The organism is Streptomyces vietnamensis (genome assembly GCF_000830005.1).
GTDB lineage: Bacteria > Actinomycetota > Actinomycetes > Streptomycetales > Streptomycetaceae > Streptomyces > Streptomyces vietnamensis.
The window spans coordinates 6,011,792-6,033,053 of sequence record NZ_CP010407.1; the positions used below are offsets into that span (position 1 = coordinate 6,011,792).

At 71.6% G+C, this 21,262-nt stretch carries 19 protein-coding genes; 16 read left to right on the plus strand and 3 right to left on the minus strand.

Going from position 1 to position 21,262, the window contains the following annotated elements; genetic code table 11:
• Positions 1-18 precede the first annotated feature (18 nt).
• Positions 19-1,479 (minus strand): cytosine permease, encoded by a 1,461-nt coding sequence (locus tag SVTN_RS27120; RefSeq protein WP_041131449.1) that lies wholly within the window; start codon positions 1,477-1,479, stop codon positions 19-21.
• A gap of 87 nt (positions 1,480-1,566) precedes the next feature.
• Here SVTN_RS27120 and ftsY point away from each other — a divergent pair, with 87 nt between their 5' ends.
• Positions 1,567-2,799 (plus strand): signal recognition particle-docking protein FtsY, encoded by a 1,233-nt coding sequence (ftsY, locus tag SVTN_RS27125; protein ID WP_041131450.1) that lies wholly within the window; start codon positions 1,567-1,569, stop codon positions 2,797-2,799.
• Positions 2,800-2,870: 71 nt separating this feature from the next.
• Here the strand turns inward: ftsY and SVTN_RS27130 are convergent, their stop codons facing one another.
• Entirely contained in the window at positions 2,871-3,524 is a 654-nt protein-coding gene (locus SVTN_RS27130) for a bifunctional DNA primase/polymerase (protein ID WP_041131451.1), read from the minus strand.
• 428 nt (positions 3,525-3,952) lie between these two features.
• Here SVTN_RS27130 and nsdA point away from each other — a divergent pair, with 428 nt between their 5' ends.
• The 6 genes from nsdA to ftsH all read left to right on the plus strand — a co-directional run bounded on the left by nsdA (position 3,953) and on the right by ftsH (position 13,628).
• On the plus strand, positions 3,953-5,428 hold the full coding sequence (nsdA, locus tag SVTN_RS27135; RefSeq protein WP_041131452.1) for a transcriptional repressor NsdA: 1,476 nt from the start codon (positions 3,953-3,955) through the stop codon (positions 5,426-5,428).
• Positions 5,429-5,753: 325 nt separating this feature from the next.
• Entirely contained in the window at positions 5,754-7,100 is a 1,347-nt protein-coding gene (locus SVTN_RS27140) for an ammonium transporter (protein ID WP_041131453.1), read from the plus strand.
• Positions 7,097-7,435 (plus strand): P-II family nitrogen regulator, encoded by a 339-nt coding sequence (locus SVTN_RS27145; RefSeq protein WP_041131454.1) that lies wholly within the window; start codon positions 7,097-7,099, stop codon positions 7,433-7,435. Before SVTN_RS27140 ends, SVTN_RS27145 begins: the two co-directional genes overlap by 4 nt.
• Positions 7,436-7,455: 20 nt before the next feature.
• Positions 7,456-9,903, plus strand: coding sequence for a [protein-PII] uridylyltransferase (locus tag SVTN_RS27150; protein WP_041131455.1), 2,448 nt, complete (start codon positions 7,456-7,458; stop codon positions 9,901-9,903).
• 119 nt (positions 9,904-10,022) lie between these two features.
• On the plus strand, positions 10,023-11,576 hold the full coding sequence (gene ffh, locus SVTN_RS27155; protein ID WP_041131456.1) for a signal recognition particle protein: 1,554 nt from the start codon (positions 10,023-10,025) through the stop codon (positions 11,574-11,576).
• A 132-nt stretch (positions 11,577-11,708) separates the two neighbouring features.
• Positions 11,709-13,628: an ATP-dependent zinc metalloprotease FtsH gene (gene ftsH / locus SVTN_RS27160; RefSeq protein WP_041131457.1), complete on the plus strand. Its 1,920-nt coding sequence runs from the start codon at positions 11,709-11,711 to the stop codon at positions 13,626-13,628.
• 242 nt (positions 13,629-13,870) lie between these two features.
• Here the strand turns inward: ftsH and SVTN_RS27165 are convergent, their stop codons facing one another.
• The gene (locus SVTN_RS27165) at positions 13,871-14,596 is read right to left on the minus strand and encodes a methyltransferase domain-containing protein (RefSeq protein ID WP_041131458.1); all 726 of its coding nucleotides are present in this window, start codon (positions 14,594-14,596) and stop codon (positions 13,871-13,873) included.
• Positions 14,597-14,971: 375 nt separating this feature from the next.
• Between SVTN_RS27165 and SVTN_RS27170 the strand changes: the two genes are divergently transcribed.
• The 9 genes from SVTN_RS27170 (at position 14,972) to lepB (SVTN_RS27210) (ending at position 21,207) form a co-directional block, all read left to right on the plus strand.
• Positions 14,972-15,565: a hypothetical protein gene (locus SVTN_RS27170; protein WP_030690647.1), complete on the plus strand. Its 594-nt coding sequence runs from the start codon at positions 14,972-14,974 to the stop codon at positions 15,563-15,565.
• A gap of 154 nt (positions 15,566-15,719) precedes the next feature.
• Positions 15,720-16,163, plus strand: coding sequence for a 30S ribosomal protein S16 (gene rpsP, locus SVTN_RS27175; RefSeq protein ID WP_030325634.1), 444 nt, complete (start codon positions 15,720-15,722; stop codon positions 16,161-16,163).
• A gap of 2 nt (positions 16,164-16,165) precedes the next feature.
• Positions 16,166-16,405 (plus strand): RNA-binding protein, encoded by a 240-nt coding sequence (locus tag SVTN_RS27180; RefSeq protein WP_020868149.1) that lies wholly within the window; start codon positions 16,166-16,168, stop codon positions 16,403-16,405.
• Positions 16,406-16,514: 109 nt separating this feature from the next.
• Complete coding sequence (gene rimM / locus SVTN_RS27185; protein WP_041131459.1) at positions 16,515-17,090, plus strand: ribosome maturation factor RimM; 576 nt, start codon at positions 16,515-16,517, stop codon at positions 17,088-17,090.
• Positions 17,087-17,908: a tRNA (guanosine(37)-N1)-methyltransferase TrmD gene (gene trmD / locus SVTN_RS27190; protein ID WP_041131460.1), complete on the plus strand. Its 822-nt coding sequence runs from the start codon at positions 17,087-17,089 to the stop codon at positions 17,906-17,908. Before rimM ends, trmD begins: the two co-directional genes overlap by 4 nt.
• A 126-nt stretch (positions 17,909-18,034) precedes the next feature.
• The gene (gene rplS, locus SVTN_RS27195) at positions 18,035-18,385 is read left to right on the plus strand and encodes a 50S ribosomal protein L19 (protein WP_015036473.1); all 351 of its coding nucleotides are present in this window, start codon (positions 18,035-18,037) and stop codon (positions 18,383-18,385) included.
• Between the two features lie 69 nt (positions 18,386-18,454).
• The gene (gene lepB, locus SVTN_RS27200) at positions 18,455-19,330 is read left to right on the plus strand and encodes a signal peptidase I (RefSeq protein WP_041131461.1); all 876 of its coding nucleotides are present in this window, start codon (positions 18,455-18,457) and stop codon (positions 19,328-19,330) included.
• Entirely contained in the window at positions 19,323-20,339 is a 1,017-nt protein-coding gene (gene lepB / locus SVTN_RS27205) for a signal peptidase I (RefSeq protein ID WP_041131462.1), read from the plus strand. The genes lepB (SVTN_RS27200) and lepB (SVTN_RS27205) overlap by 8 nt, the downstream gene beginning before the upstream one ends.
• Complete coding sequence (gene lepB / locus SVTN_RS27210) at positions 20,272-21,207, plus strand: signal peptidase I (protein ID WP_041131463.1); 936 nt, start codon at positions 20,272-20,274, stop codon at positions 21,205-21,207. The genes lepB (SVTN_RS27205) and lepB (SVTN_RS27210) overlap by 68 nt, the downstream gene beginning before the upstream one ends.
• Positions 21,208-21,262: the final 55 nt, after the last annotated feature.

The window sequence follows — 21,262 nt, forward strand, 5'->3', positions numbered from 1 at the left end:
ACAGTAGCTGACGCGGCGTCAGATGGAAACGGTCTCGCGGATCTCGGCGGCAGGTTCCGTCGCGGTCGGCGACGCGGTGCGCGGCAGCACCGCGTACAGCACGCCCGCGACCACGATCGTCGCCGCCCAGCCCAGACCGTTCTCACCGATCCAGGACGAGGCGAGCGGACCGGAGAACCAGTCCACCTTCGTGAACAGCAGACCCACGAGCAGCGCCACGCCCCAGGCCGTCATCGCCTGCCAGGCGAAACCGCCCCGGTACCAGTAGGCGCTGGTCCGCGTGGTGTCCATGAGCGCCGCCGCGTCGTACGACCGCCGGCGCAGCATGTCCACGCCGAAGACCCCGATCCACGCCGAGAAGGCCACCGCGAGCAGGGTCAGGAAGGAGATGAACGAGCCGATGAAGCTGGTCGCCACGACCATCAGGAGGAAGCCGAAGACCAGGCTGATCACGGCGTTCACGCTCACCGCCGCCGCCCGCGGCACCTTGATGCCCAGGGTCTGCGCCGTGAATCCGGCCGAGTACATCGACATCGAGTTGATCAGCAGCATCCCGATCAGCGCGATCAGCAGATACGGCACCGAGATCCACATCGGAAGCAGCTCGCCGATGAAGGAGACCGGGTCCTGCGCCGAGGCCAGGTCCGGCGTGGACACCGCCATCACCGCGCCCATCAGCACCATCGGGAGCACCACGATCCCGGCGCCGCCGACCGTCGAGCCGACCATCGCGCGCGAGGAGGCCGTACGGGGCAGATAGCGGGTGAAGTCGGGGCCCGAGGGCACCCAGCTGATGCCGCCGGCCGCGATCGTGCCGATGCCCGCGACCATCATCGCCGTCGAACCGGCCGGCTTGCCGAAGACCGCCGACCAGTCGGTGTTCGCCACCAGATAGACCAGGACGAGCACCGAGAAGGCGCCGAAGAGGTACGTCGACCACTTGCTGCACACCCGCAGCGCGTTGATCCCGAGGCCCGACACCAGGAACGTGCAGGTCACGAAGAGCAGCAGGGTCACCACGATGAGAAGCGTGTTCGACTTCACGCCGAAGAGGAGGTCGAGGACGGTCAGCACCGCGTACGCCCCGGCGACCGCGTTGATCGTCTCCCAGCCCCAGCGGGCCACCCAGATCAGCGCACCGGGAAAAAGGTTTCCGCGCTGACCGAAGACGGCCCGCGACAGCGCCATGCCGGGCGCCCCGCCGCGCTTCCCCGCGATCGAGATCAGGCCGACGATCCCGTACGAGAGGACCGGCGCGACGACCGCCACGACCAGGACCTGCCAGAAGTTCAGGCCGTTGAAGACGACCAGGCCGGCGCCCATCGTGAGCAGCAGCACACTGATGTTGGCCGCCACCCAGGTCGGGAAGAGCTCGCGGACCTTGCCGGTCCGCTCGGCGTCGGGGACGGGTTCGAGACCGCGGGTCTCCATGGCGCCGTCGTGCGTCGCGCCTGCGGCATCGGAGGCGTCGTGGGGCATAGGGGTACTCCGTTGTACAGATGTGGGGGAACCACCCACTGTACGTGCTCCGCCATCGGCCCCCTCGTGGCCGATACTGGGTGCGTTATGGAACTCATCCTTGCTGTAGTCATCGCTCTCGTCGTCGCGGTCGCCGTGACGAGCGGGCTCGTGATCAGCGGTCGCAAGAAGAAGCAGCTGCCGCCGGCCGAGCCGCCGTCCACCGCGCCGACCATCACCGCTCCGCCCGCAGAGCCGCACGTCGGCGAGGAGGCGGAGACGCCGCGGGAGGAACCGCGCCGCACGGTCGAGGAGGTCGAGCTTCCCGCCGAAGCGGCCCCCGAAGCCCCGGCCCCCGAGGCCCCGGTCGTCGAGGAGCCCCTCGTCGAGGAGCCCCTCGCTCCCGAGATCGAGGTTCCCGAGCCCACCGCCGGCCGTCTCGTACGGCTCCGGGCCCGGCTCGCCCGCTCCCAGAACTCGCTCGGCAAGGGGCTGCTCACGCTCCTGTCCCGCGAGCACCTCGACGAGGACACCTGGGAGGAGATCGAGGAGACCCTCCTCACGGCCGACGTCGGCGTCGCCCCCACCCAGGAGCTCGTCGACCGGCTGCGCGAGCGCGTCAAGGTGCTCGGCACCCGCACCCCCGACGAGCTGCGCGGCCTGCTCCGCGAGGAGCTCGTCGCCCTGCTCGGCGACTTCGACCGCTCGGTGAAGACCGAGAGCCCCGAGGACACCCCGGGCGTGGTCATGGTCGTCGGCGTCAACGGCACCGGCAAGACCACCACCACCGGCAAGCTGGCCCGTGTCCTCGTCGCCGACGGCAAGTCCGTCGTCCTCGGCGCCGCCGACACCTTCCGTGCCGCCGCCGCCGACCAGCTCCAGACCTGGGGCGAGCGCGTCGGCGCCCACACGGTGCGCGGACCGGAGGGCGGCGACCCGGCGTCGATCGCCTACGACGCGGTCAAGGAGGGCATCGCCGAGAAGGCCGACGTCGTCCTCATCGACACCGCCGGCCGGCTCCACACCAAGACCGGCCTCATGGACGAGCTCGGCAAGGTCAAGCGCGTCGTCGAGAAGCACGGCCCGCTCGACGAGATCCTCCTCGTCCTCGACGCCACCACCGGCCAGAACGGCCTGATCCAGGCCCGCGTCTTCGCCGAGGTCGTCGACATCACCGGCATCGTGCTGACCAAGCTCGACGGCACCGCCAAGGGCGGCATCGTCGTCGCCGTCCAGCGCGAGCTGGGCGTCCCGGTCAAGCTGGTCGGCCTGGGCGAGGGCCCGGACGACCTGGCGCCCTTCGAGCCGGGCGCCTTCGTCGACGCCCTGATCGGCGACTGACACCGCGCAAGGCATGCGCAAGGCATACGGAAGGGCCCTCGCCATCGGATGGCGAGGGCCCTTCCGCGTACTCAGAAGTGCGTGCGGTGACAGATGTACGCCAGGGTGCCGAGCAGCAGCCGGGCCTGGGGCGGCGCGCCCGCCGTGTCGAGGGTCGGCGGCCGCAGCCAGCGCACCGGCCCGAGCCCGCCCAGGTCCGAGGGGGGAGCGGTGACGTAGGACCCCGGGCCCAGGCAGTGCAGGTCCAGATCGGCGTCGTCCCAGCCCATCCGGTAGAGCAGCTGCGGCAGCTCGGCCGCCGCGCCCGGGGCCACGAAGAACCGCGCCCGGCCGGTCGGGGTCGCGCACACCGGGCCGAGGGGAAGCCCCATGCGCTCCAGGCGCACAAGGGCTCGCCGGCCCGCGGCCTCGGCGACCTCGATCACGTCGAAGGCGCGGCCGACCGGGAGGAGCAGGGCCGCGCCCGGGTACTCGGACCAGGCCTTCACGGCGTCGTCGAGGCCGGCGCCCGCCGGGACCGGTTCCGCGAAGGAGAGGGGGTGCGCGCCGGGGGCCGCGCACGCCGGATCACCGCAGGAGCACCGGCCGGAGACGGCCCGCGTGCCGGGGACGACGTCCCAGCCCCAGAGGCCGGTGTACTCGGCCACCGCTGTGCACTCCGTGGTGCGTACGCGGCGGCGTGCGCCGACCCGCATCTCACGAATGCCGCCGATCGTGAAACCCATGCCCCCTCCAACGGGTCGAGCGCGCCGGTGGTTACGACCCGGAGCACCTTCGTCACCTTTCGTCACGGCCCGTCGCCCGAGTGTGGCGCGCGGTCGTGTGCGGGGTGGTGCGGGCCGGGGCGCACGCCTCTCCGTGCTCCCGTCCACCGACTCCGGTTCGTCGCATGTCAAGTGAATCGCGTTCCACGCGTGGCGAGTTCATTCGAAGGGGTGGCGAATGGTGGCGTTTCTTGAATCGCCGTGGTGGAGGGGTGATCGTAGGATTACTTTCGGTACTCGAACCCCGAGGGCCTCTTGCACGCGTGGGTATGCCGGAGGCAACCCGGTTTCCAGTTCGAAGGAGTGCGAACGTCGGACGGGTGCCGCGAGAGACGGCATTCTGATAGGGGTTTCGGACGACAGGTCATCAGGTGGATGGGGGCGTTCCAGTGAGCGGCAACGGCGCAGACGGTACGGCTGCCGGCAAGCGCCCGAACGAGCAGCTGGGCTCGTGGTTCGTGCGCAGCGGCTGGTCGAAGGGCGAACTGGCACGCCAGGTGAACCGCAGGGCGCGCCAGATGGGCGCGCACCACATCTCCACCGACACCTCGCGGGTACGCCGGTGGCTCGACGGCGAGCAGCCCCGCGAGCCCATCCCGCGGATCCTCTCCGAGCTCTTCTCCGAGCGCTTCGGCTCCGTGGTCGCCATCGAGGACCTCGGACTGCGCACCGCCCACCAGTCGCCCTCCGTCTCCGGCGTCGACCTGCCCTGGGCCGGCCCGCAGACCGTCGCCCTGCTCAGCGAGTTCTCCCGCAGCGACCTCATGCTCGCCCGCCGGGGCTTCCTCGGCTCCTCCCTCTCGCTCGCCGCGGGACCCGCCCTCATCGAACCGATGCAGCGCTGGCTCGTGCCCACCCCGGCCGGCGACGTCGAGCGGCCCGAGCCGCTCGTCGACTCCCGCCGCCCCAACCGGCTCTCCGAGGTCGAGCTCGACCTCCTGGAGTCCACCACCGCCATGTTCCGCAAGTGGGACGCGCAGTGCGGCGGCGGACTGCGCCGCAAGGCCGTCGTCGGCCAGCTCCACGAGGTCACCGACCTCCTCCAGGAGTCCCAGCCCGCCGCCACCGCCAAGCGCCTCTTCACCTGCGCCGCCGAACTCGCCGAGCTCGCCGGCTGGATGAGCTACGACGTGGGCCTCCAGCCCACCGCCCAGAAGTGCTTCGTGCTCGCGCTGCACGCCGCCAAGGAGGCCGGCGACAAGCCCCTCGGCTCGTACATCCTGTCCTCGATGAGCCGCCAGATGATCCACCTCGGCCGGCCCGACGACGCCCTCGAACTCATCCACCTCGCCCAGTACGGCAGTCGGGACTGCGCCACCGCCCGCACCCAGGCCATGCTGTATGCGATGGAGGCCCGCGCCTACGCCAACATGGGGCAGCCCTCCAAGTGCAAGCGGGCCGTCCGGATGGCCGAGGACACCTTCGCCGACGTCGGCCTCGACGGCGAGCCCGAGCCCGACTGGATCGGCTTCTTCTCCGAGGCCGAGCTCAACGGCGAGAACTCCCACTCCTACCGCGACCTGGCCTATGTCGCCGGCCGCTCCCCGACGTACGCCTCGCTGGCCGAGCCCGTCATGGAGCGGGCCGTCGAGCTCTTCGAGAAGGACCCCGACCACCAGCGGTCGTACGCGCTCAACCTGATCGGCATGGCCACCGTCCACCTCCTCAAGCGCGAGCCCGAGCAGTCCGTGGTCCTCGCCGAGAAGGCACTCGGGGTCGCCCGCAGCATCCGCTCCGAGCGGGTCAACACCCGGCTCCGCAAGACCGTCGACCACGCCGCCCGCAACTACAGCGACGTCGCCGAGGTCGTCCAGCTCACCGACCGGCTCACCCAGCTCCTGCCCGAGGCCGCCGAAGCGGTCTGATCCTCCCCAGCGGCCACTCCACGGGCCCGCACCGACCCCGGCCGCGCCGGCCGTCCCGTAAAGCCCGACTCGGCTCCCCCGCCGCAAGGTCACACGGACGCCCGGCGCGGCCGGTTTGTTTCCCCGGACGTCTCCTCGTACCGACACGGCCGTTCACGGTCGCGTAACACCCCCCGCCCCTTCGTCACTGCGCCGAAACATCGAGCGGCATCGGCGGAAACCGCGCTGCGCGAATCTCTGGCCCATAACCGGCCACTCCCTCACGCGGCCGGACGCTCCCCGGCCCCGCCCCGCACAGGCCGCATTCGACGACGAGGAGACGCCGATGGCACCAGCCATCACGACCCTGGCCGCAGACGCCCCCGCGCTGTCCGCCGCCAACACCGGGTTCATGCTCATCTGCTCCGCCCTGGTCATGCTGATGACCCCGGCGCTCGCCTTCTTCTACGGAGGCATGGTCCGCGTCAAGTCCACCCTCAACATGCTGATGATGAGCTTCATCAGCCTCGGGATCGTCACGATCCTCTGGGTGCTCTTCGGCTTCAGCCTCGCCTTCGGCACCGACTCGGGCTCGATCATCGGCTGGTCCTCCGACTACGTCGGCCTCAGCGGCATCGGCATCACCGAACTCTGGGACGGCTACACCATCCCGGTGTACGTCTTCGCCGTCTTCCAGCTGATGTTCGCGATCATCACGCCCGCGCTCATCAGCGGCGCCCTCGCCGACCGCGTCAAGTTCACCGCCTGGGCCCTCTTCATCACCCTCTGGGTCACGCTCGTCTACTTCCCCGTCGCCCACTGGGTCTGGGGAACGGGCGGCTGGCTCTTCGAGATGGGCGTCATCGACTTCGCCGGCGGCACCGCCGTCCACATCAACGCCGGTGCGGCGGCCCTGGGCGTCATCCTCGTCATCGGCAAGCGCGTGGGCTTCAAGAAGGACCCGATGCGCCCGCACAGCCTCCCGCTGGTCATGCTCGGCGCCGGTCTCCTCTGGTTCGGCTGGTTCGGCTTCAACGCCGGCTCCTGGCTCGGCAACGACGACGGCGTCGGCGCCGTGATGTTCGTCAACACCCAGGTCGCCACCGCCGCCGCCATGCTCGCCTGGCTCGCGTACGAGAAGATCCGCCACGGCTCCTTCACCACCCTCGGCGCCGCCTCCGGCGCGGTCGCCGGACTCGTCGCCATCACCCCGTCCGGCGGCTCCTGCTCCCCGCTCGGCGCGATCGCCATCGGCGCCATCGCCGGTCTGGCCTGCGCCATGGCCGTCGGCCTCAAGTACAAGTTCGGCTACGACGACTCCCTCGACGTCGTCGGCGTCCACCTCGTCGGCGGTGTCATCGGCTCCCTCCTCGTCGGCCTCTTCGCCACCGGCGGCGTCCAGTCCAAGGCCAAGGGCCTCTTCTACGGCGGCGGCCTGGAGCAGCTCGGCAAGCAGGCCGTCGGCGTCTTCGCCGTCCTCGCCTACTCCCTGATCGCCTCCGCGGTCCTCGCCCTGATCATCGACAAGACGATGGGCATGCGGGTCAGCGAGGACGACGAGGTCTCCGGCATCGACCAGGTCGAGCACGCCGAGACCGCGTACGACTTCAGCGGAGCCGGCGGCGGCATCACCGGACGCACCACCGCCACGGCCACGACCGTCCCGAGCGAGAACACGAAGGTGGACGCATGAAGCTCATCACCGCGGTCGTGAAGCCGCACCGGCTCGACGAGATCAAGGAGGCCCTCCAGGCCTTCGGCGTGCAGGGCCTCACCGTCACCGAGGCCAGCGGGTACGGACGCCAGCGCGGCCACACCGAGGTCTACCGGGGCGCCGAGTACACCGTCGACCTGGTCCCCAAGATCCGCATAGAGGTCCTCGTCGAGGACGAGGACGCCGAAACGCTCATCGACGTCGTCGTGAAGGCCGCCCGCACCGGCAAGATCGGGGACGGCAAGGTGTGGAGCGTGCCGGTCGAGACCGCCGTACGGGTCCGCACCGGCGAGCGCGGACCGGACGCACTGTAAGCACGGATGGGAGCCGCCGGGTGACGAACCTCGAAGTCAGCGAAGAGACCGAAGAATCGGGACCCGGCGGTTACGCGGCGGCCCGGCTGCTCCTCCTCCAGGAGAAGGAGCGGCCCGGGCCGCCGCGCCGTGCCGCCCTCGCCCGGCTCACCGACGACTGGCTGGCCGGCCTCTTCGCCGCCGCCGCACCGCCCCGCGGGACCGCCCTCGTCGCCGTCGGCGGCTACGGGCGCGCCGAACTCTCCCCGCGCAGCGACCTCGACCTCCTCCTGCTCCACGACGGCACCGCCGACAAGGCCGCCGTCGCCGCCCTCGCCGACCGGATCTGGTACCCGGTCTGGGACCTCGGCCTCGCCCTCGACCACTCGGTCCGCACCCCCGCCGAAGCCCGTGCCACCGCCGCCGACGACCTCAAGGTCCACCTCGGCCTCCTCGACGCCCGGCACGTCGCGGGCGATGCCGGACTCGTCGCCGCCCTGCGCACCACCGTCCTCGCCGACTGGCGCAACCAGGCCCCCCGGCGCCTCCCCGAACTCGACGCCCTCTGCCGGGAGCGTGCCGAGCGCGTGGGGGAGCTGCAGTACCTCCTCGAACCCGACCTCAAGGAGGCCAGGGGCGGCCTCCGCGACGCCCAGGTGCTGCGCGCCGTCGCCGCCTCCTGGCTCGCCGACGCCCCCCGCGAAGGCCTCGACACCGCCCGCCGCCGCCTCCTCGACGCCCGCGACGCCCTCCACCTCGCCACCGGCCGCGCCACCGACCGGCTCGCCCTCCAGGAACAGGACGCCGTCGCCGCCGAACTCGGCCTCCTCGACGCCGACACCCTGCTCCGCGAGGTGTACGAGGCCGCCCGGACCATCTCGTACGCCACCGACGTCACCTGGCGCGAGGTCAACCGCGTCCTCAAGGCCCGCTCCGCCCGCCCCGCCCGGCTGCGCACCCTCCTCGGCCGGAACGGCGGCGCGAAACCGCCCGTCGAACGGACCCCGCTCGCCGAGGGCGTCGTCGAGATGGACGGCGAGGCCGTCCTCGCCCTCAGCGCCCGCCCCGAACGCGACCCCGTCCTGCCGCTGCGGGCCGCCGCCGCGGCCGCCCAGTCCGCCCTGCCGATCTCCCTGCACGCCGTACGCCGCCTGGCGGCCGCCGCCAAGCCCCTGCCGGTGCCCTGGCCCGCCGAGGCCCGCGAGGAGCTCGTCACCCTCCTCGGCGCCGGCGAGGCCACCGTCCCCGTCTGGGAGGCCCTGGAGGCCGAAGGGCTCATCAGCCGGCTCCTGCCCGACTGGGAGCGCGTCCGCTGCCGGCCCCAGCGCAACCCCGTCCACACCTGGACCGTCGACCGGCACCTCGTCGAGACCGCCGTACGGGCCTCCTCGCTGACCCGCCGCGTCGGCCGCCCCGACCTCCTCCTCGTCGCCGCCCTCCTCCACGACATCGGCAAGGGCTGGCCCGGCGACCACTCCGTCGCCGGCGAGACCATCGCCCGCGACCTCGCCGCCCGCATCGGCTTCGACCGCACCGACACCGCCGTCATCGCCACCGTCGTCCGCCACCACCTGCTCCTCGTCGAGACCGCCACCCGGCGCGACCTCGACGACCCCGCCACCGTCAAGGCCGTCGCCACCGCCGTCGGCAGCCTCGGCACCCTGGAGCTCCTGCACGCCCTCACCGAGGCCGACGCCCTCGCCACCGGCCCCGCCGCCTGGTCCTCCTGGCGCGCCTCGCTCGTCGCCGACCTGGTCAAACGGGTCGCCGGCGTCCTCGCGGGCGCACCCCTGCCCGATCCCGAGGCCGCCGCGCCCAGCGCCGAACAGGAACGGCTCGCGATCGAGGCCCTGCGCACCGGCGAACCCGTCCTCGCCCTCCGTACCGAACCGGTCGTCGCGGAGCCCGAGGAACCCGAGCCCGTCGGCGTCGAGCTCCTCATCGCCCTGCCCGACCAGCCCGGCGTCCTCCCTGCCGTCGCCGGCGTCCTCGCCCTCCACCGGCTCACCGTCCGCGCCGCCGACCTGCGGGCCGTCGACCTCCCCAGCGGTCTCGGCTCCGGCTCCGTCCTCGTCCTCGACTGGCGTGTCGCCGCCGAGTACGGCTCCCTGCCCGAGGCCGCCCGGCTCCGCGCCGACCTGGTCCGCGCCCTCGACGGCTCCCTCGACATCCCCGCCCGCCTCGCCGAACGCGAGGCCGCCTACCCCCGCCGCCGGGGCCTGGCCGCCCCGCCGCCCCGCGTCACCGTCGCCGCCGCCGACTCCCGCCTCGCCACCGTCATCGAGGTCCGCGCCCAGGACGCCCCCGGCCTGCTCCACCGCATCGGCCGCGCCCTGGAGGGAGCGGCGGTACGGGTGCGGAGCGCCCACGTCTCCACCCTGGGCGCCAACGCCGTCGACACCCTGTACGTGACCCGCCCGGACGGCTCCCTCCTCCCGGACGAGGAGGCGATCGACCTGGCCCGGGCGCTGGAGGAGGCGCTGCGGTGAATTCCTGAACCGGACCGTCCCCGCGCACCGGATTCGGCGGGCGGGGGCACACACTTCGAGCGGCCCGATACCCTGGAGGGCAATCCGACCGCCCCCGACACCGAGGATCCGCGACCGCCGTGTTCGATACCCTCTCCGACCGCCTTGCAGCGACCTTCAAGAACCTCCGCGGCAAGGGCCGTCTGTCCGAGGCGGACATCGACGCCACCGCGCGCGAGATCCGTATCGCGCTGCTCGAAGCGGATGTCGCCCTGCCGGTCGTCCGCGCCTTCATCAAGCAGGTCAAGGAGCGCTCGCTCGGCGCCGAGGTCTCCCAGGCCCTCAACCCCGCCCAGCAGGTCATCAAGATCGTCAACGACGAGCTGATCGCCATCCTGGGCGGCGAGACCCGCCGTCTGCGGTTCGCCAAGACCGCGCCGACCGTGATCATGCTCGCCGGTCTCCAGGGTGCCGGTAAGACCACCCTCGCCGGAAAGCTCGGCCTCTGGCTGAAGAGCCAGGGCCACTCCCCGCTGCTCGTCGCCTGTGACCTCCAGCGCCCCAACGCCGTCACGCAGCTCTCCGTCGTCGCCGACCGCGCGGGCGTGGCCTTCTACGGCCCGCAGCCGGGCAACGGCGTCGGTGACCCGGTCCAGGTCGCGAAGGACTCGATCGAGTACGCGCGGACCAAGCTGTACGACGTCGTCATCGTCGACACCGCCGGCCGCCTCGGCATCGACCAGGAGCTGATGCAGCAGGCCGCGGACATCCGCGACGCCGTCAACCCCGACGAGGTCCTCTTCGTCGTCGACGCCATGATCGGTCAGGACGCGGTCAACACCGCCGAGGCCTTCCGCGACGGCGTCGGCTTCGACGGCGTCGTGCTGTCCAAGCTCGACGGCGACGCCCGCGGTGGTGCCGCGCTCTCCATCGCGCACGTCACCGGCAAGCAGATCATGTTCGCCTCCAACGGCGAGAAGCTGGACGACTTCGACGCGTTCCACCCGGACCGCATGGCGTCCCGCATCCTCGGCATGGGCGACATGCTCTCCCTCATCGAGAAGGCGCAGCAGACCTTCGACGAGGAAGAGGCCGCCAAGATGGCCTCGAAGCTCGCCTCGAAGAAGGGCGAGGGCTTCACGCTCGACGACTTCCTGGCCCAGATGGAGCAGGTCCGCAAGATGGGCTCCATCTCCAAGCTGCTCGGGATGCTGCCCGGCATGGGCCAGATGAAGGAGCAGATCGCCAACATCGACGAGCGCGACGTCGACCGCACGGCCGCCATCATCAAGTCGATGACCCCGGCCGAGCGCCAGGACCCGACCATCATCAACGGCTCCCGCCGTGCCCGTATCGCCAAGGGTTCCGGCGTCGAGGTCAGCGCGGTCAAGGGCCTGGTCGAGCGGTTCTTCGAGGCCCGCAAGATGATGTCCCGCATGGCGCAGGGCGGCGGCATGCCGGGGATGCCGGGCATCCCGGGCATGGGCGGCGGCCCCGGCCGGCAGAAGAAGCAGGTCAAGCAGGCCAAGGGCAAGCGCAAGAGCGGCAACCCGATGAAGCGCAAGGCCGAGGAGCAGGCCGCTGCCGAGCGCCGCGAGCAGGCGCAGGCGGGCGGCGCCTTCGGTCTGCCGGCGGCGGGGCAGACCCCGAAGGACTTCGAGCTCCCGGAGGAGTTCAAGAAGTTCATGGGCTGATCAGTCCGGTGTGAGGGGCCCGGGGCGGTGCGAAACCGCCCCGGGCCCCTTTTCATCCCTCCGGACCGCCCGCGATGCCCGATTTCTCCCGCTCTTCGATACTGGGGCCACTGCCGCCCCGAGGAGAGCCACGTGGCCAACCCCGTACCCCCGCGCGACCGGACCGACCAGCCCTGGCGCTCGGAAGGGGCACCGCCGCCCCCGTCGCCGAAGAAGCGGATGCCGGGCGGCTGGGGCAGCCTCATCCTCACCGCGCTCGTCGTGTACCTGATCGCCAACCTCGTGCTCTCGTTCTTCAACGAGGGCGAGGGGCCGACGATCTCGTACACCGAGTTCGACAAGCAGGTCGCCGCCGGGAACGTCACCAAGATCTACTCCAAGGGCGACGCGATCCAGGGGCAGTTGAAGAACAAACAGCCCGTCCCCGACGGCGAGGGCGACTACACCAAGTTCCGGACCCAGCGGCCCGCCTTCGCCGACGACGGCCTGTGGTCGCAGCTGACCAAGCAGAACGTCATCGTCACCGCCCGGCCCGTCGTCCAGGAGCGCAGTTTCCTCTCCAACCTCCTGATCTCCCTCGCACCGATGCTGCTGCTCGTCGTGCTGTGGGTGTTCATCGCCCGCCGGATGAGCGCGGGCATGGGCGGCGCGGGCGGCATGCTCGGCCGCAAGCAGCCGCCGAAACCGGTCGAGCTGGAGGGCGGCAAGCGCACCACCTTCCAGGACGTCGCCGGCATCGACGAGGTCGAGGGCGAGCTCAACGACGTCGTCGACTTCCTGAAGAACCCGCAGGCCTACCGCGAGATGGGCGCCAAGATGCCCCGCGGCGTGCTCCTCGCGGGCCCTCCCGGCACCGGCAAGACCCTGCTCGCCCGGGCCGTCGCGGGGGAGGCGGGGGTGCCGTTCTTCTCGGCCTCCGCCTCCGAGTTCATCGAGATGATCGTGGGCGTCGGCGCCTCCCGGGTCCGCGAGCTGTTCGCCGAGGCCCGCAAGGTCGCCCCCGCGATCATCTTCATCGACGAGATCGACACCATCGGCCGGGCCCGCGGCGGCGGCTCCGGGATGGGCGGGCACGACGAGCGCGAGCAGACCCTCAACCAGATCCTCACCGAGATGGACGGCTTCACCGGCTCCGAGGGCGTCATCGTCCTCGCCGCCACCAACCGCGCCGACGTCCTCGACCCGGCCCTCACCCGGCCGGGCCGCTTCGACCGGATCGTCCACGTCAACCCGCCCGACCGGGGCGGCCGCGAGGCCATCCTCAAGATCCACACCCGGGAGATCCCGCTCGCCCACGACGTCGACCTGGAGCACGTGGCCCGGACCACCCCCGGCATGACCGGCGCCGAGCTCGCCAACCTCGCCAACGAGGCCGCCCTGCTCGCCGTCAAGCGCCAGCAGCGGGCCGTCACCCAGTCCGATCTGTCCGACGCCCTGGAGAAGGTCCAGCTCGGCGCCGAGCGGCCGCTCGTGATGCCCCTGGAGGAGCGGCGCCGCACCGCGTACCACGAGAGCGGCCACGCCCTGCTGGGCATGCTCCAGCCCGGCGCCGACCCGGTCCGCAAGATCACCATCGTGCCGCGCGGCCGGGCCCTCGGCGTCACCCTGTCGACCCCCGACGCCGACAAGTACGCCTACACCGAGGACTACCTGCGGGGCCGGATCATCGGCGCCCTCGGTGGGATGGCGGCCGAGCAGGTCGTCTTCGGCGTCATCACCACCGGCGCCGAGAGCGACCTCGAACAGGTCACCAACATCGCGCGGGGGATGGCGGGCCGCTGGGGCATGAGCGAGCGCGTCGGCCGCCTCACCGCCATCCCGAGCGACGCCCAGCAGGCGTACGGGCTCTCGGCCGCCCCCGCGACCCTCGACACCGTCGACGAGGAGATGCGCCGCATCGTCGACGAGTGCTACGAGAGCGCGGTACGGCAGCTCCGCGAGCACCGCGACCGGCTGGACGCCCTGGCCGAGGCCCTCCTGGCCAACGAGACCCTGGAGGAGGACGCGGCGTACCGGGCGGCGGGCATCCCGCGCCTGAAGAAGGAGGACTGAGGCGGGTACCGGCCGGGGCGGTCCACGGCACCAGGGCCGGAGCAGGCCCCTTCGGCACCGGGCCGGACGGCGCCGGGTCGGAGCGGGCTCGGCAGCACCGGACCCGAGCAGGCCTGACGGCGCTGAGTCCGAGCAGGCCTGACGGCGCCGGGTCGGAGCGGGCCCGACGGCACCGGGCCCGAGCAGGCCTGACGGCGCCGGGTCGGAGCGGGCCCGACGCCACCCGGATCCGAGCAGGCCCCCTACCGCACCCGGGCGACCACGTACCGGAAGACGTTCGGCATCCACACCGTTCCGTCCGGGCGGACGTACGGGGCGAGTGCCTCCTCGATCTCCTTCTCCACCTGTGCGGGCTCCGTCGCCCGGACCGCCTCGTCGAAGACGCCCGTCGACAGCAGCCCGCGCACCGCGCTGCCCTCGTTCGCGTACCCGAAGGGGCAGGACACCCGGCCCGAGCCGGCCGGCCGCAGCCCCGCCCCGGCCACGAGGGCGTCCAGGTCGGGCCCCGGCGCGGGCCCGCGGTCCGCGAGCCGGGCCGCGATCCGGAGCACCGGTTCCGTGGCGCACCGCTCCGGCGGCCCCCACCCGGCGAGCACGACCGCCGTGCCCGATTGGGCCGAACGGGTGAGAGTCCGGAGCCCGGGGAGGATCCCGTCCGTCGCGTGGAAGGCCGTGATCACGTCGTACGTGACGGACTCCGGCGGCTCCTCGGTGATCGTGACGCCCTCCGGCAGCCGCTCCCTGGCCAGCTCCACGCGCGCGTGGTCGCGGTCCGCGCCGGCCACCCGCGCGCCCCGCGCCGCCGCCATCAGGAGGGCCAGGCCCGAGCCGCAGCCCAGGCCGAGCAGACGGGATCCCGCGCCCACCCCGAGGCGGTCGTACACCGCCTCGTAGAGCGGTACCAGCATGCGTTCCTGGATCTCGGCCCAGTCACGCGCGGGGTGGTGCGGGACGAGCGTAGGTGTCATGGAAAAGCGCCCCAATCCGTGCTCGGACGACAGCCCCCCGTAGTCAGGGAACTGCGCTTCCCCGGCCGCGTCCAGTGCTCGCACCGGACCGATTCACCCGGGAGAGGGGCGGTGCGCCGCCTTGCGTACGGACCCTGTAATGTCCTCGCAACAGTTCCCCGGGCCGTTCCGGCCCCCAGGGGGCGCGCGCACCGCGGCCACACGCCGGGGCGTATGCGCCACTAGGCGCCGACTTGACGTTCTCTGCGTGACTTCTCCGCAGATCGGGGGCACTGGCCCACGTCGGGACACATCAAGGCAACTGACGGGTACGTGCAAAATATTTGGGATGCCCCGGAATGGAACCCGGGGGCACTCCGGCTCGTTGTACGCGACGTGAGCACGACACCCCCTGTTCTCGCCGCAGAGCTGGCACAGGCGTGGGCCGACATTCAGCGGCACCACCCCGAGCTGCCCGATCTTGCCGCGCCCGAGTCCCTGATCGGAGAGTCCTCGTCCGCCTGCGGCGCCGAGCTCTCCTTCGAGCGACTGCTCCACGAGGCAGTCCACGGCATCGCCGCCGCCCGAGGTGTCCGCGACACCTCCCGCGCCGGCCGCTACCACAACCGCAGATTCCTCGCGATCGCCGAGGAGATGGGCCTCGACCATCCCGAGGAGCCGCACGCCAGCAGCGGCTTCTCCCTGGTCACGCTCAACCCCGAGGCCCGGCGCCGCTACCGGCCCACCATCGAGCGGCTCCAGCGCGCCCTCAAGGCGCACACGGTCGCCACGGCCGCCGACACCAAGCGCTCCTTCCGCGGACCGGCCGCCCGGCACGGCTCCTCGGGCGGCGGCGTGCGCGTCAAGGCCGTCTGCGACTGCGGGCGGAACGTGCGCGTGGTGCCGTCGGTGCTCGCCCAGGCCCCGATCGTCTGCGGCGGCTGCGGCAAGCCCTTCCGCATCCCCGAGACAGTGGGCGCCGCCAACTGAGTCGGCGGCGTGTGGCACAATGGCTAGCTGTACTCGACAGTCGCATAGGACCCCTCTCTCCTCCGGCTGACGCGTCCATCGGGCATCCGAGTACCGCAACCCCACGTGGCATCTCAAGTGCCCAACCACGTCAAGACCAGGAGACACCACTCCAGTGGCAGTCAAGATCAAGCTCAAGCGCCTCGGTAAGATCCGCCAGCCGCACTACCGCATCGTCGTCGCCGACTCGCGCACCCGTCGTGACGGTCGCGCGATCGAGGAGATCGGCCTCTACCACCCGACGTACAACCCGTCGCGTATCGAGGTCGACTCCGAGCGTGCGCAGTACTGGCTGTCCGTCGGCGCCCAGCCGACCGAGCCGGTTCTCGCCATCCTGAAGCTCACCGGTGACTGGCAGAAGCACAAGGGTCTGCCGGCCCCCGAGAAGGCTCTGCTCGTCCCGGCCACCAAGGAAGCCAAGCGCGCCTCGTTCGACGAGTTCGCGAAGGCCCTCGAGGGCGGCGACGACAAGGGTGAGGCCATCACCCCGAAGGCCAAGAAGGCCGACAAGAAGGCGGACGAGGCCGAGGCCGCGTCCACCGAGTCGACCGAGGCCTGATCATGCTCGAGGAGGCTCTCGAGCACCTCGTGAAGGGCATCGTCGACAACCCCGACGAGGTGCAGGTCGCCTCGCGCAACCTGCGCCGGGGCCGCGTGCTGGAGGTCCGGGTCCACCCCGACGACCTCGGCAAGGTGATCGGCCGCAACGGCCGCACCGCGCGTGCACTGCGCACCGTCGTGGGTGCCATCGGCGGCCGGGGGATCCGCGTCGACCTCGTCGACGTGGACCAGGTCCGCTGAGCAGGTCGGCAGCATAACTAGTTGTGCCGGCACGGGCCGGGGAGGGCTGAAGAGCCCACCCCGGCCCGTTGTCGTACGTACGAGCTGTGTGACAGGAGAGTGTGGAGCAGTGCAGTTGGTAGTCGCGCGGGTCGGCCGCGCCCACGGCATCAAGGGCGAGGTCACCGTCGAGGTGCGGACGGACGAGCCCGAGCTGAGGCTCGGCCCCGGTGCCGTACTGCTCACGGACCCGGCCTCCGCCGGGCCGCTGACCATCGAGAGCGGCCGCGTCCACAGCGGCAGGCTTCTGCTGCGCTTCGAGGGCGTCCGCGACCGCACCGCCGCCGAGGCCCTCCGCAACACCGTCCTCATCGCGGAGGTCGACCCCACGGAGCTGCCGGAGGAGGAGGACGAGTACTACGACCACCAGCTGATCGACCTCGACGTCGTCCTCACCGACGGCACCGAGATCGGCGTGATCACCGAGATCTCCCACCTGCCGTCCCAGGACCTCTTCATCGTCGAGCGCCCCGACGGCACCGAGCTGATGATCCCCTTCGTCGGGGAGATCGTCACCGAGATCGACCTGGAGGAGCAGCGGGCCGTGATCGACCCGCCGCCCGGCCTGATCGACGACCGCGCCGAGATCGTCTCCTCCCGGGACGACGGCGCCTCCTCCGAGGGCGAGGGCGAGGAGTCGGCATGAGGCTCGACGTCGTCACGATCTTCCCCGAGTACCTCGAACCGCTGAACGTCTCCCTCGTCGGCAAGGCACGCGCGCGCGGACAGCTGGACGTCCATGTGCACCACCTGCGCGACTGGACGTACGACCGGCACAACACGGTCGACGACACCCCCTACGGCGGCGGCCCCGGCATGGTCATGAAGACCGAGCCCTGGGGCGACGCGCTCGACCAGACGCTCGCCGACGGCTACGAGGCCGGCGCGCACGGCCCGGTCCTCGTCGTCCCGACCCCCAGCGGCCGTCCCTTCACCCAGGAGCTCGCCGTCGAGCTCTCCGAGCGGCCCTGGCTGATCTTCACGCCGGCCCGCTACGAGGGCATCGACCGCCGCGTCATGGACGAGTACGCCACCCGGATGCCGGTCTACGAGGTCTCCATCGGCGACTACGTCCTCGCCGGCGGGGAAGCGGCCGTCCTCGTCGTCACCGAGGCCGTCGCCCGGCTGCTGCCGGGCGTCCTCGGCAACGCCGAGTCCCACCGGGACGACTCCTTCGCGCCCGGCGCCATGGCCAACCTCCTGGAGGGCCCCGTCTACACCAAGCCCCCCGAGTGGCGCGGCCGGGGCATCCCCGACGTCCTCCTCAGCGGGCACCACGGCAAGATCGCCCGCTGGCGGCGCGACGAGGCCTTCCGCCGTACGGTCGCCAACCGGCCCGACCTCATCGAGCGCTGCGACCCGTCCGCCTTCGACAAGAAGGACCGCGAGATCCTCTCCATGCTGGGGTGGGCGCCCGAGCCCGGTGGCCGATTTTGGCGCAGGGTCGAGGGCGTGGAAGAATAGGCCGCTGTCGTCCGTCCGGCGCGCGCCCCTGCCACAGGGGGAACGACGCCGCCAGAAACGGACGACATCCCCATCATTCGAACGTACCGCTGATGACCTGTGGCATCAGCGAGGAAAGAGACCTCCATGGCCTCCCTGCTCGACCAGGTCAACGCGGGTTCGCTCCGCTCCGACCTCCCCGCCTTCCGCCCGGGCGACACCGTCAACGTGCACGTCCGCGTCATCGAGGGCAACCGCTCCCGTATCCAGCAGTTCAAGGGCGTCGTCATCCGCCGTCAGGGCTCGGGCGTCTCCGAGACCTTCACGGTCCGCAAGGTCTCGTTCTCCGTCGGCGTCGAGCGCACCTTCCCGGTGAACTCCCCGATCTTCGAGAAGATCGAGCTCGTGACCCGCGGTGACGTCCGTCGCGCCAAGCTCTACTACCTGCGCGAGCTGCGCGGCAAGGCTGCCAAGATCAAGGAGAAGCGCGACCGCTGAGCCTCGGCTCCCGGCACGCTCACCGCTTCCGACTCCTCGCACAGACAGGCCGGATAGGCTCTGCCAGCGATGGACACCGAAGCACAGCACACGGAGCGCGACCCCTCTTCCGACACGGATTCGTCCGGTACGGAGGAAGGGTCGCGCTCCGCGCGCGTTTCCGGCGACTCCGGACGCGTACCCGGGGACTCCGGCCGCGAGTCCGATGACGCCGGACACGAGCCCGATGACTCCGCACGCGATTCCGAGGACTCGGAGCGCACCCCCTCCTGGCGGCGCACCGCCCTCGTGGGCGGCGCCTGCGTGGTCTTCCTGCTGCTCCTGAGCCACTTCGTGATCCAGCCGTTCCTGATCCCCAGCGGCTCCATGGAGCCGACGCTCCAGGTCGGCGACCGGATCCTCGTGAACAAGCTGGCGTACCGTTTCGGCAGCGAGCCGGCCCGGGGCGACGTCGTCGTCTTCGACGGCACAGGCTCCTTCGTAGGGGAACAGCCGAAGGGCAATCCGGTCACCGGGCTCCTGCACGACGGGGCGGCCGCCCTCGGGCTCGCCGAGCCCGACGAGACCGACTTCGTGAAGCGGGTCGTCGGCGTCGGCGGCGACCGGGTCGTCTGCTGCGACAAGGACGGCCGGCTCACCGTCAACGGAGTCCCCGTCCAGGAGCGGTACGTGATGCTCGGCGACCGGCCCTCCAGCGTGCCCTTCGACATCGTCGTCCCGCAGGACAGGCTCTGGGTCATGGGCGACCACCGCAGCCAGTCCAGCGACTCCCGCGACCACCTCGGCAACCCCGGCGGCGGCATGGTCCCCGTCGACAAGGTCGTCGGCCGCGCCGACTGGATCGCCTGGCCCTTCGGTCGCTGGTCCACCGTGCCCGGCACCGACGCCTTCGACGCCGTACCGGCCCCGCCGGCCGGTGGACACGGGGTGGGAGCCCATGGGTAGCCGAGGCCGCGGTCGCTCGTCCGCCGGGACCGACCACGGCCCCGCCGCCCTGCCCGGACGGGCCGAGCGCCGCAGACTGGCCCGCAGGGTCAGGCGGCGCCGGCAGCGCTCCGCGGTCCGGGAGATCCCGATCCTGATCACCGTGGCGGTGCTGATCGCGCTCGTCCTCAAGACCTTCCTGGTCCAGGCGTTCGTCATCCCCTCCGGCTCCATGGAACAGACGATCCAGATCTCCGACCGGGTCCTCGTCGACAAGCTCACGCCCTGGTTCGGCTCCCGTCCGCAGCGCGGCGACGTCGTCGTCTTCAAGGACCCCGGCAGCTGGCTCCAGCAGGAGGCCGCGCCGCCCGCCGACGACCCGATCGGCATCAAGCAGGCCAAGCAGGCCCTGACCTTCATCGGACTGCTGCCCTCGGCCGACGACCGGGACCTCATCAAGCGGGTGATCGCCGTCGGCGGGGACACCGTCCGCTGCTGCGGCGAGGACGGGCGGATCAGCGTCAACGGCGTGCCGCTGGACGAGCCGTACCTGCATCCAGGGAACCCGCCGTCCAAGATCCCCTTCGAGGTGAAGGTCCCGGAGGGCCGCATCTTCGTCATGGGCGACCACCGCTCCGACTCGGCCGACTCCCGCTTCCACCTCGACGAGGAGGGCCACGGCACCGTCTCCGAGGAGCAGGTCGTCGGGCGGGCCGTGGTGATCGCCTGGCCCTTCGGGCACTGGCGCCGGCTGGAGGAACGGGAGACCTTCTCCGCCGTACCGAATGCCAGTGCGGGTTCCGGGACCGCATCCGATCTTTCGCATAGTGTGTCCCAGCGGAATCTGAACGGATTGCCCGGGCTCCCGACCCCTGCGGAACTTCTGCTCGTTATGGGAGTGGTGGGCCTGTCCCTGACCCGGGGCGGGCGTTCGCACGGACTGAGGAGTGGATGTGGGGGATTTGGCCGTCGGCGCACGATCCGGACACGATGGGCCCGAGGAGAGGGCCGACGGGGCCTTCGGCGATGACACGGCGGGTGGCGACGTGACGGGTGACGAGCAGGCGCAGCCGCCGGGCGGCGGCACGCCGGGCGAGGGTGACGACGAAGCGGCGGGCGGTCCCGGCAGGGGCCCGAAGAAGCAGCGTTCCTTCTGGAAGGAGCTGCCCCTCCTCGTCGGCATCGCCCTGGTGCTCGCCCTGCTGATCAAGACCTTCCTGGTGCAGGCGTTCTCGATCCCCTCGGAATCGATGATGAACACCCTCCAGAAGGGTGACCGGGTCCTCGTCGACAAGCTGACCCCCTGGTTCGGCTCCGAGCCCGAGCGCGGCGAGGTCGTCGTCTTCCACGACCCGGGCGGCTGGCTGGAGGGCCAGGAGACCCCCAAGCCGAACGTCGTGCAGAAGTTCCTCAGCTTCATCGGCCTCATGCCCTCCGCCGAGGAGAAGGACCTCATCAAGCGCGTCATCGCGGTCGGCGGCGACACCGTCTCCTGCAAGGAGGGCGGCAAGGTCGTCCTCAACGGCGTGGCGCTCGACGAGAGCGCGTACCTCGCCCCCGGCGCGGTGCCCTGCCAGGACTCCTTCGGCCCGGTCAAGGTCCCCGAGGGCCGGATCTGGGTCATGGGCGACAACCGCCAGAACTCCCTGGACTCCCGCTTCCACCAGCAGCTCCCCGGCGGCGGCACCGTCTCCAACGACGAGGTCGTGGGCCGCGCCGTCGTGGTCGCCTGGCCGGTCACCCGCTGGGCCACGCTCCCCGTGCCCGACGTCTTCGACCAGCCCGCCCTCAACAAGGCCATGGCCGCCGCCCCCGCCGGCGCGGTCGGTCTGGCCGGAGCGCTCCCGCTCGTGCTGTGGCGCCGGAAGAAGCAGGCCGCACGGCATACCGCCGAGTAGCGACCCGCGGGTAGGGTGCCGTCCCGGACCGTCGACAGGGCTACGGTCCGCCGAC

What these genes read in the sequence shown, in the direction of transcription:
- SVTN_RS27140 (WP_041131453.1), top strand. Translation starts at nt 5,754, where the DNA reads ATGGCACCAGCCATCACGACCCTGGCCGCAGACGCCCCCGCGCTGTCC.
- lepB (WP_041131461.1), top strand. Translation starts at nt 18,455, where the DNA reads ATGGACACCGAAGCACAGCACACGGAGCGCGACCCCTCTTCCGACACG.
- SVTN_RS27120 (WP_041131449.1), bottom strand. Translation starts at nt 1,479, where the DNA reads ATGCCCCACGACGCCTCCGATGCCGCAGGCGCGACGCACGACGGCGCC.
- SVTN_RS27130 (WP_041131451.1), bottom strand. Translation starts at nt 3,524, where the DNA reads ATGGGTTTCACGATCGGCGGCATTCGTGAGATGCGGGTCGGCGCACGC.
- rplS (WP_015036473.1), top strand. Translation starts at nt 18,035, where the DNA reads ATGGCCTCCCTGCTCGACCAGGTCAACGCGGGTTCGCTCCGCTCCGAC.
- SVTN_RS27165 (WP_041131458.1), bottom strand. Translation starts at nt 14,596, where the DNA reads ATGACACCTACGCTCGTCCCGCACCACCCCGCGCGTGACTGGGCCGAG.
- lepB (WP_041131462.1), top strand. Translation starts at nt 19,323, where the DNA reads ATGGGTAGCCGAGGCCGCGGTCGCTCGTCCGCCGGGACCGACCACGGC.
- SVTN_RS27145 (WP_041131454.1), top strand. Translation starts at nt 7,097, where the DNA reads ATGAAGCTCATCACCGCGGTCGTGAAGCCGCACCGGCTCGACGAGATC.
- SVTN_RS27180 (WP_020868149.1), top strand. Translation starts at nt 16,166, where the DNA reads ATGCTCGAGGAGGCTCTCGAGCACCTCGTGAAGGGCATCGTCGACAAC.
- ftsY (WP_041131450.1), top strand. Translation starts at nt 1,567, where the DNA reads ATGGAACTCATCCTTGCTGTAGTCATCGCTCTCGTCGTCGCGGTCGCC.
- trmD (WP_041131460.1), top strand. Translation starts at nt 17,087, where the DNA reads ATGAGGCTCGACGTCGTCACGATCTTCCCCGAGTACCTCGAACCGCTG.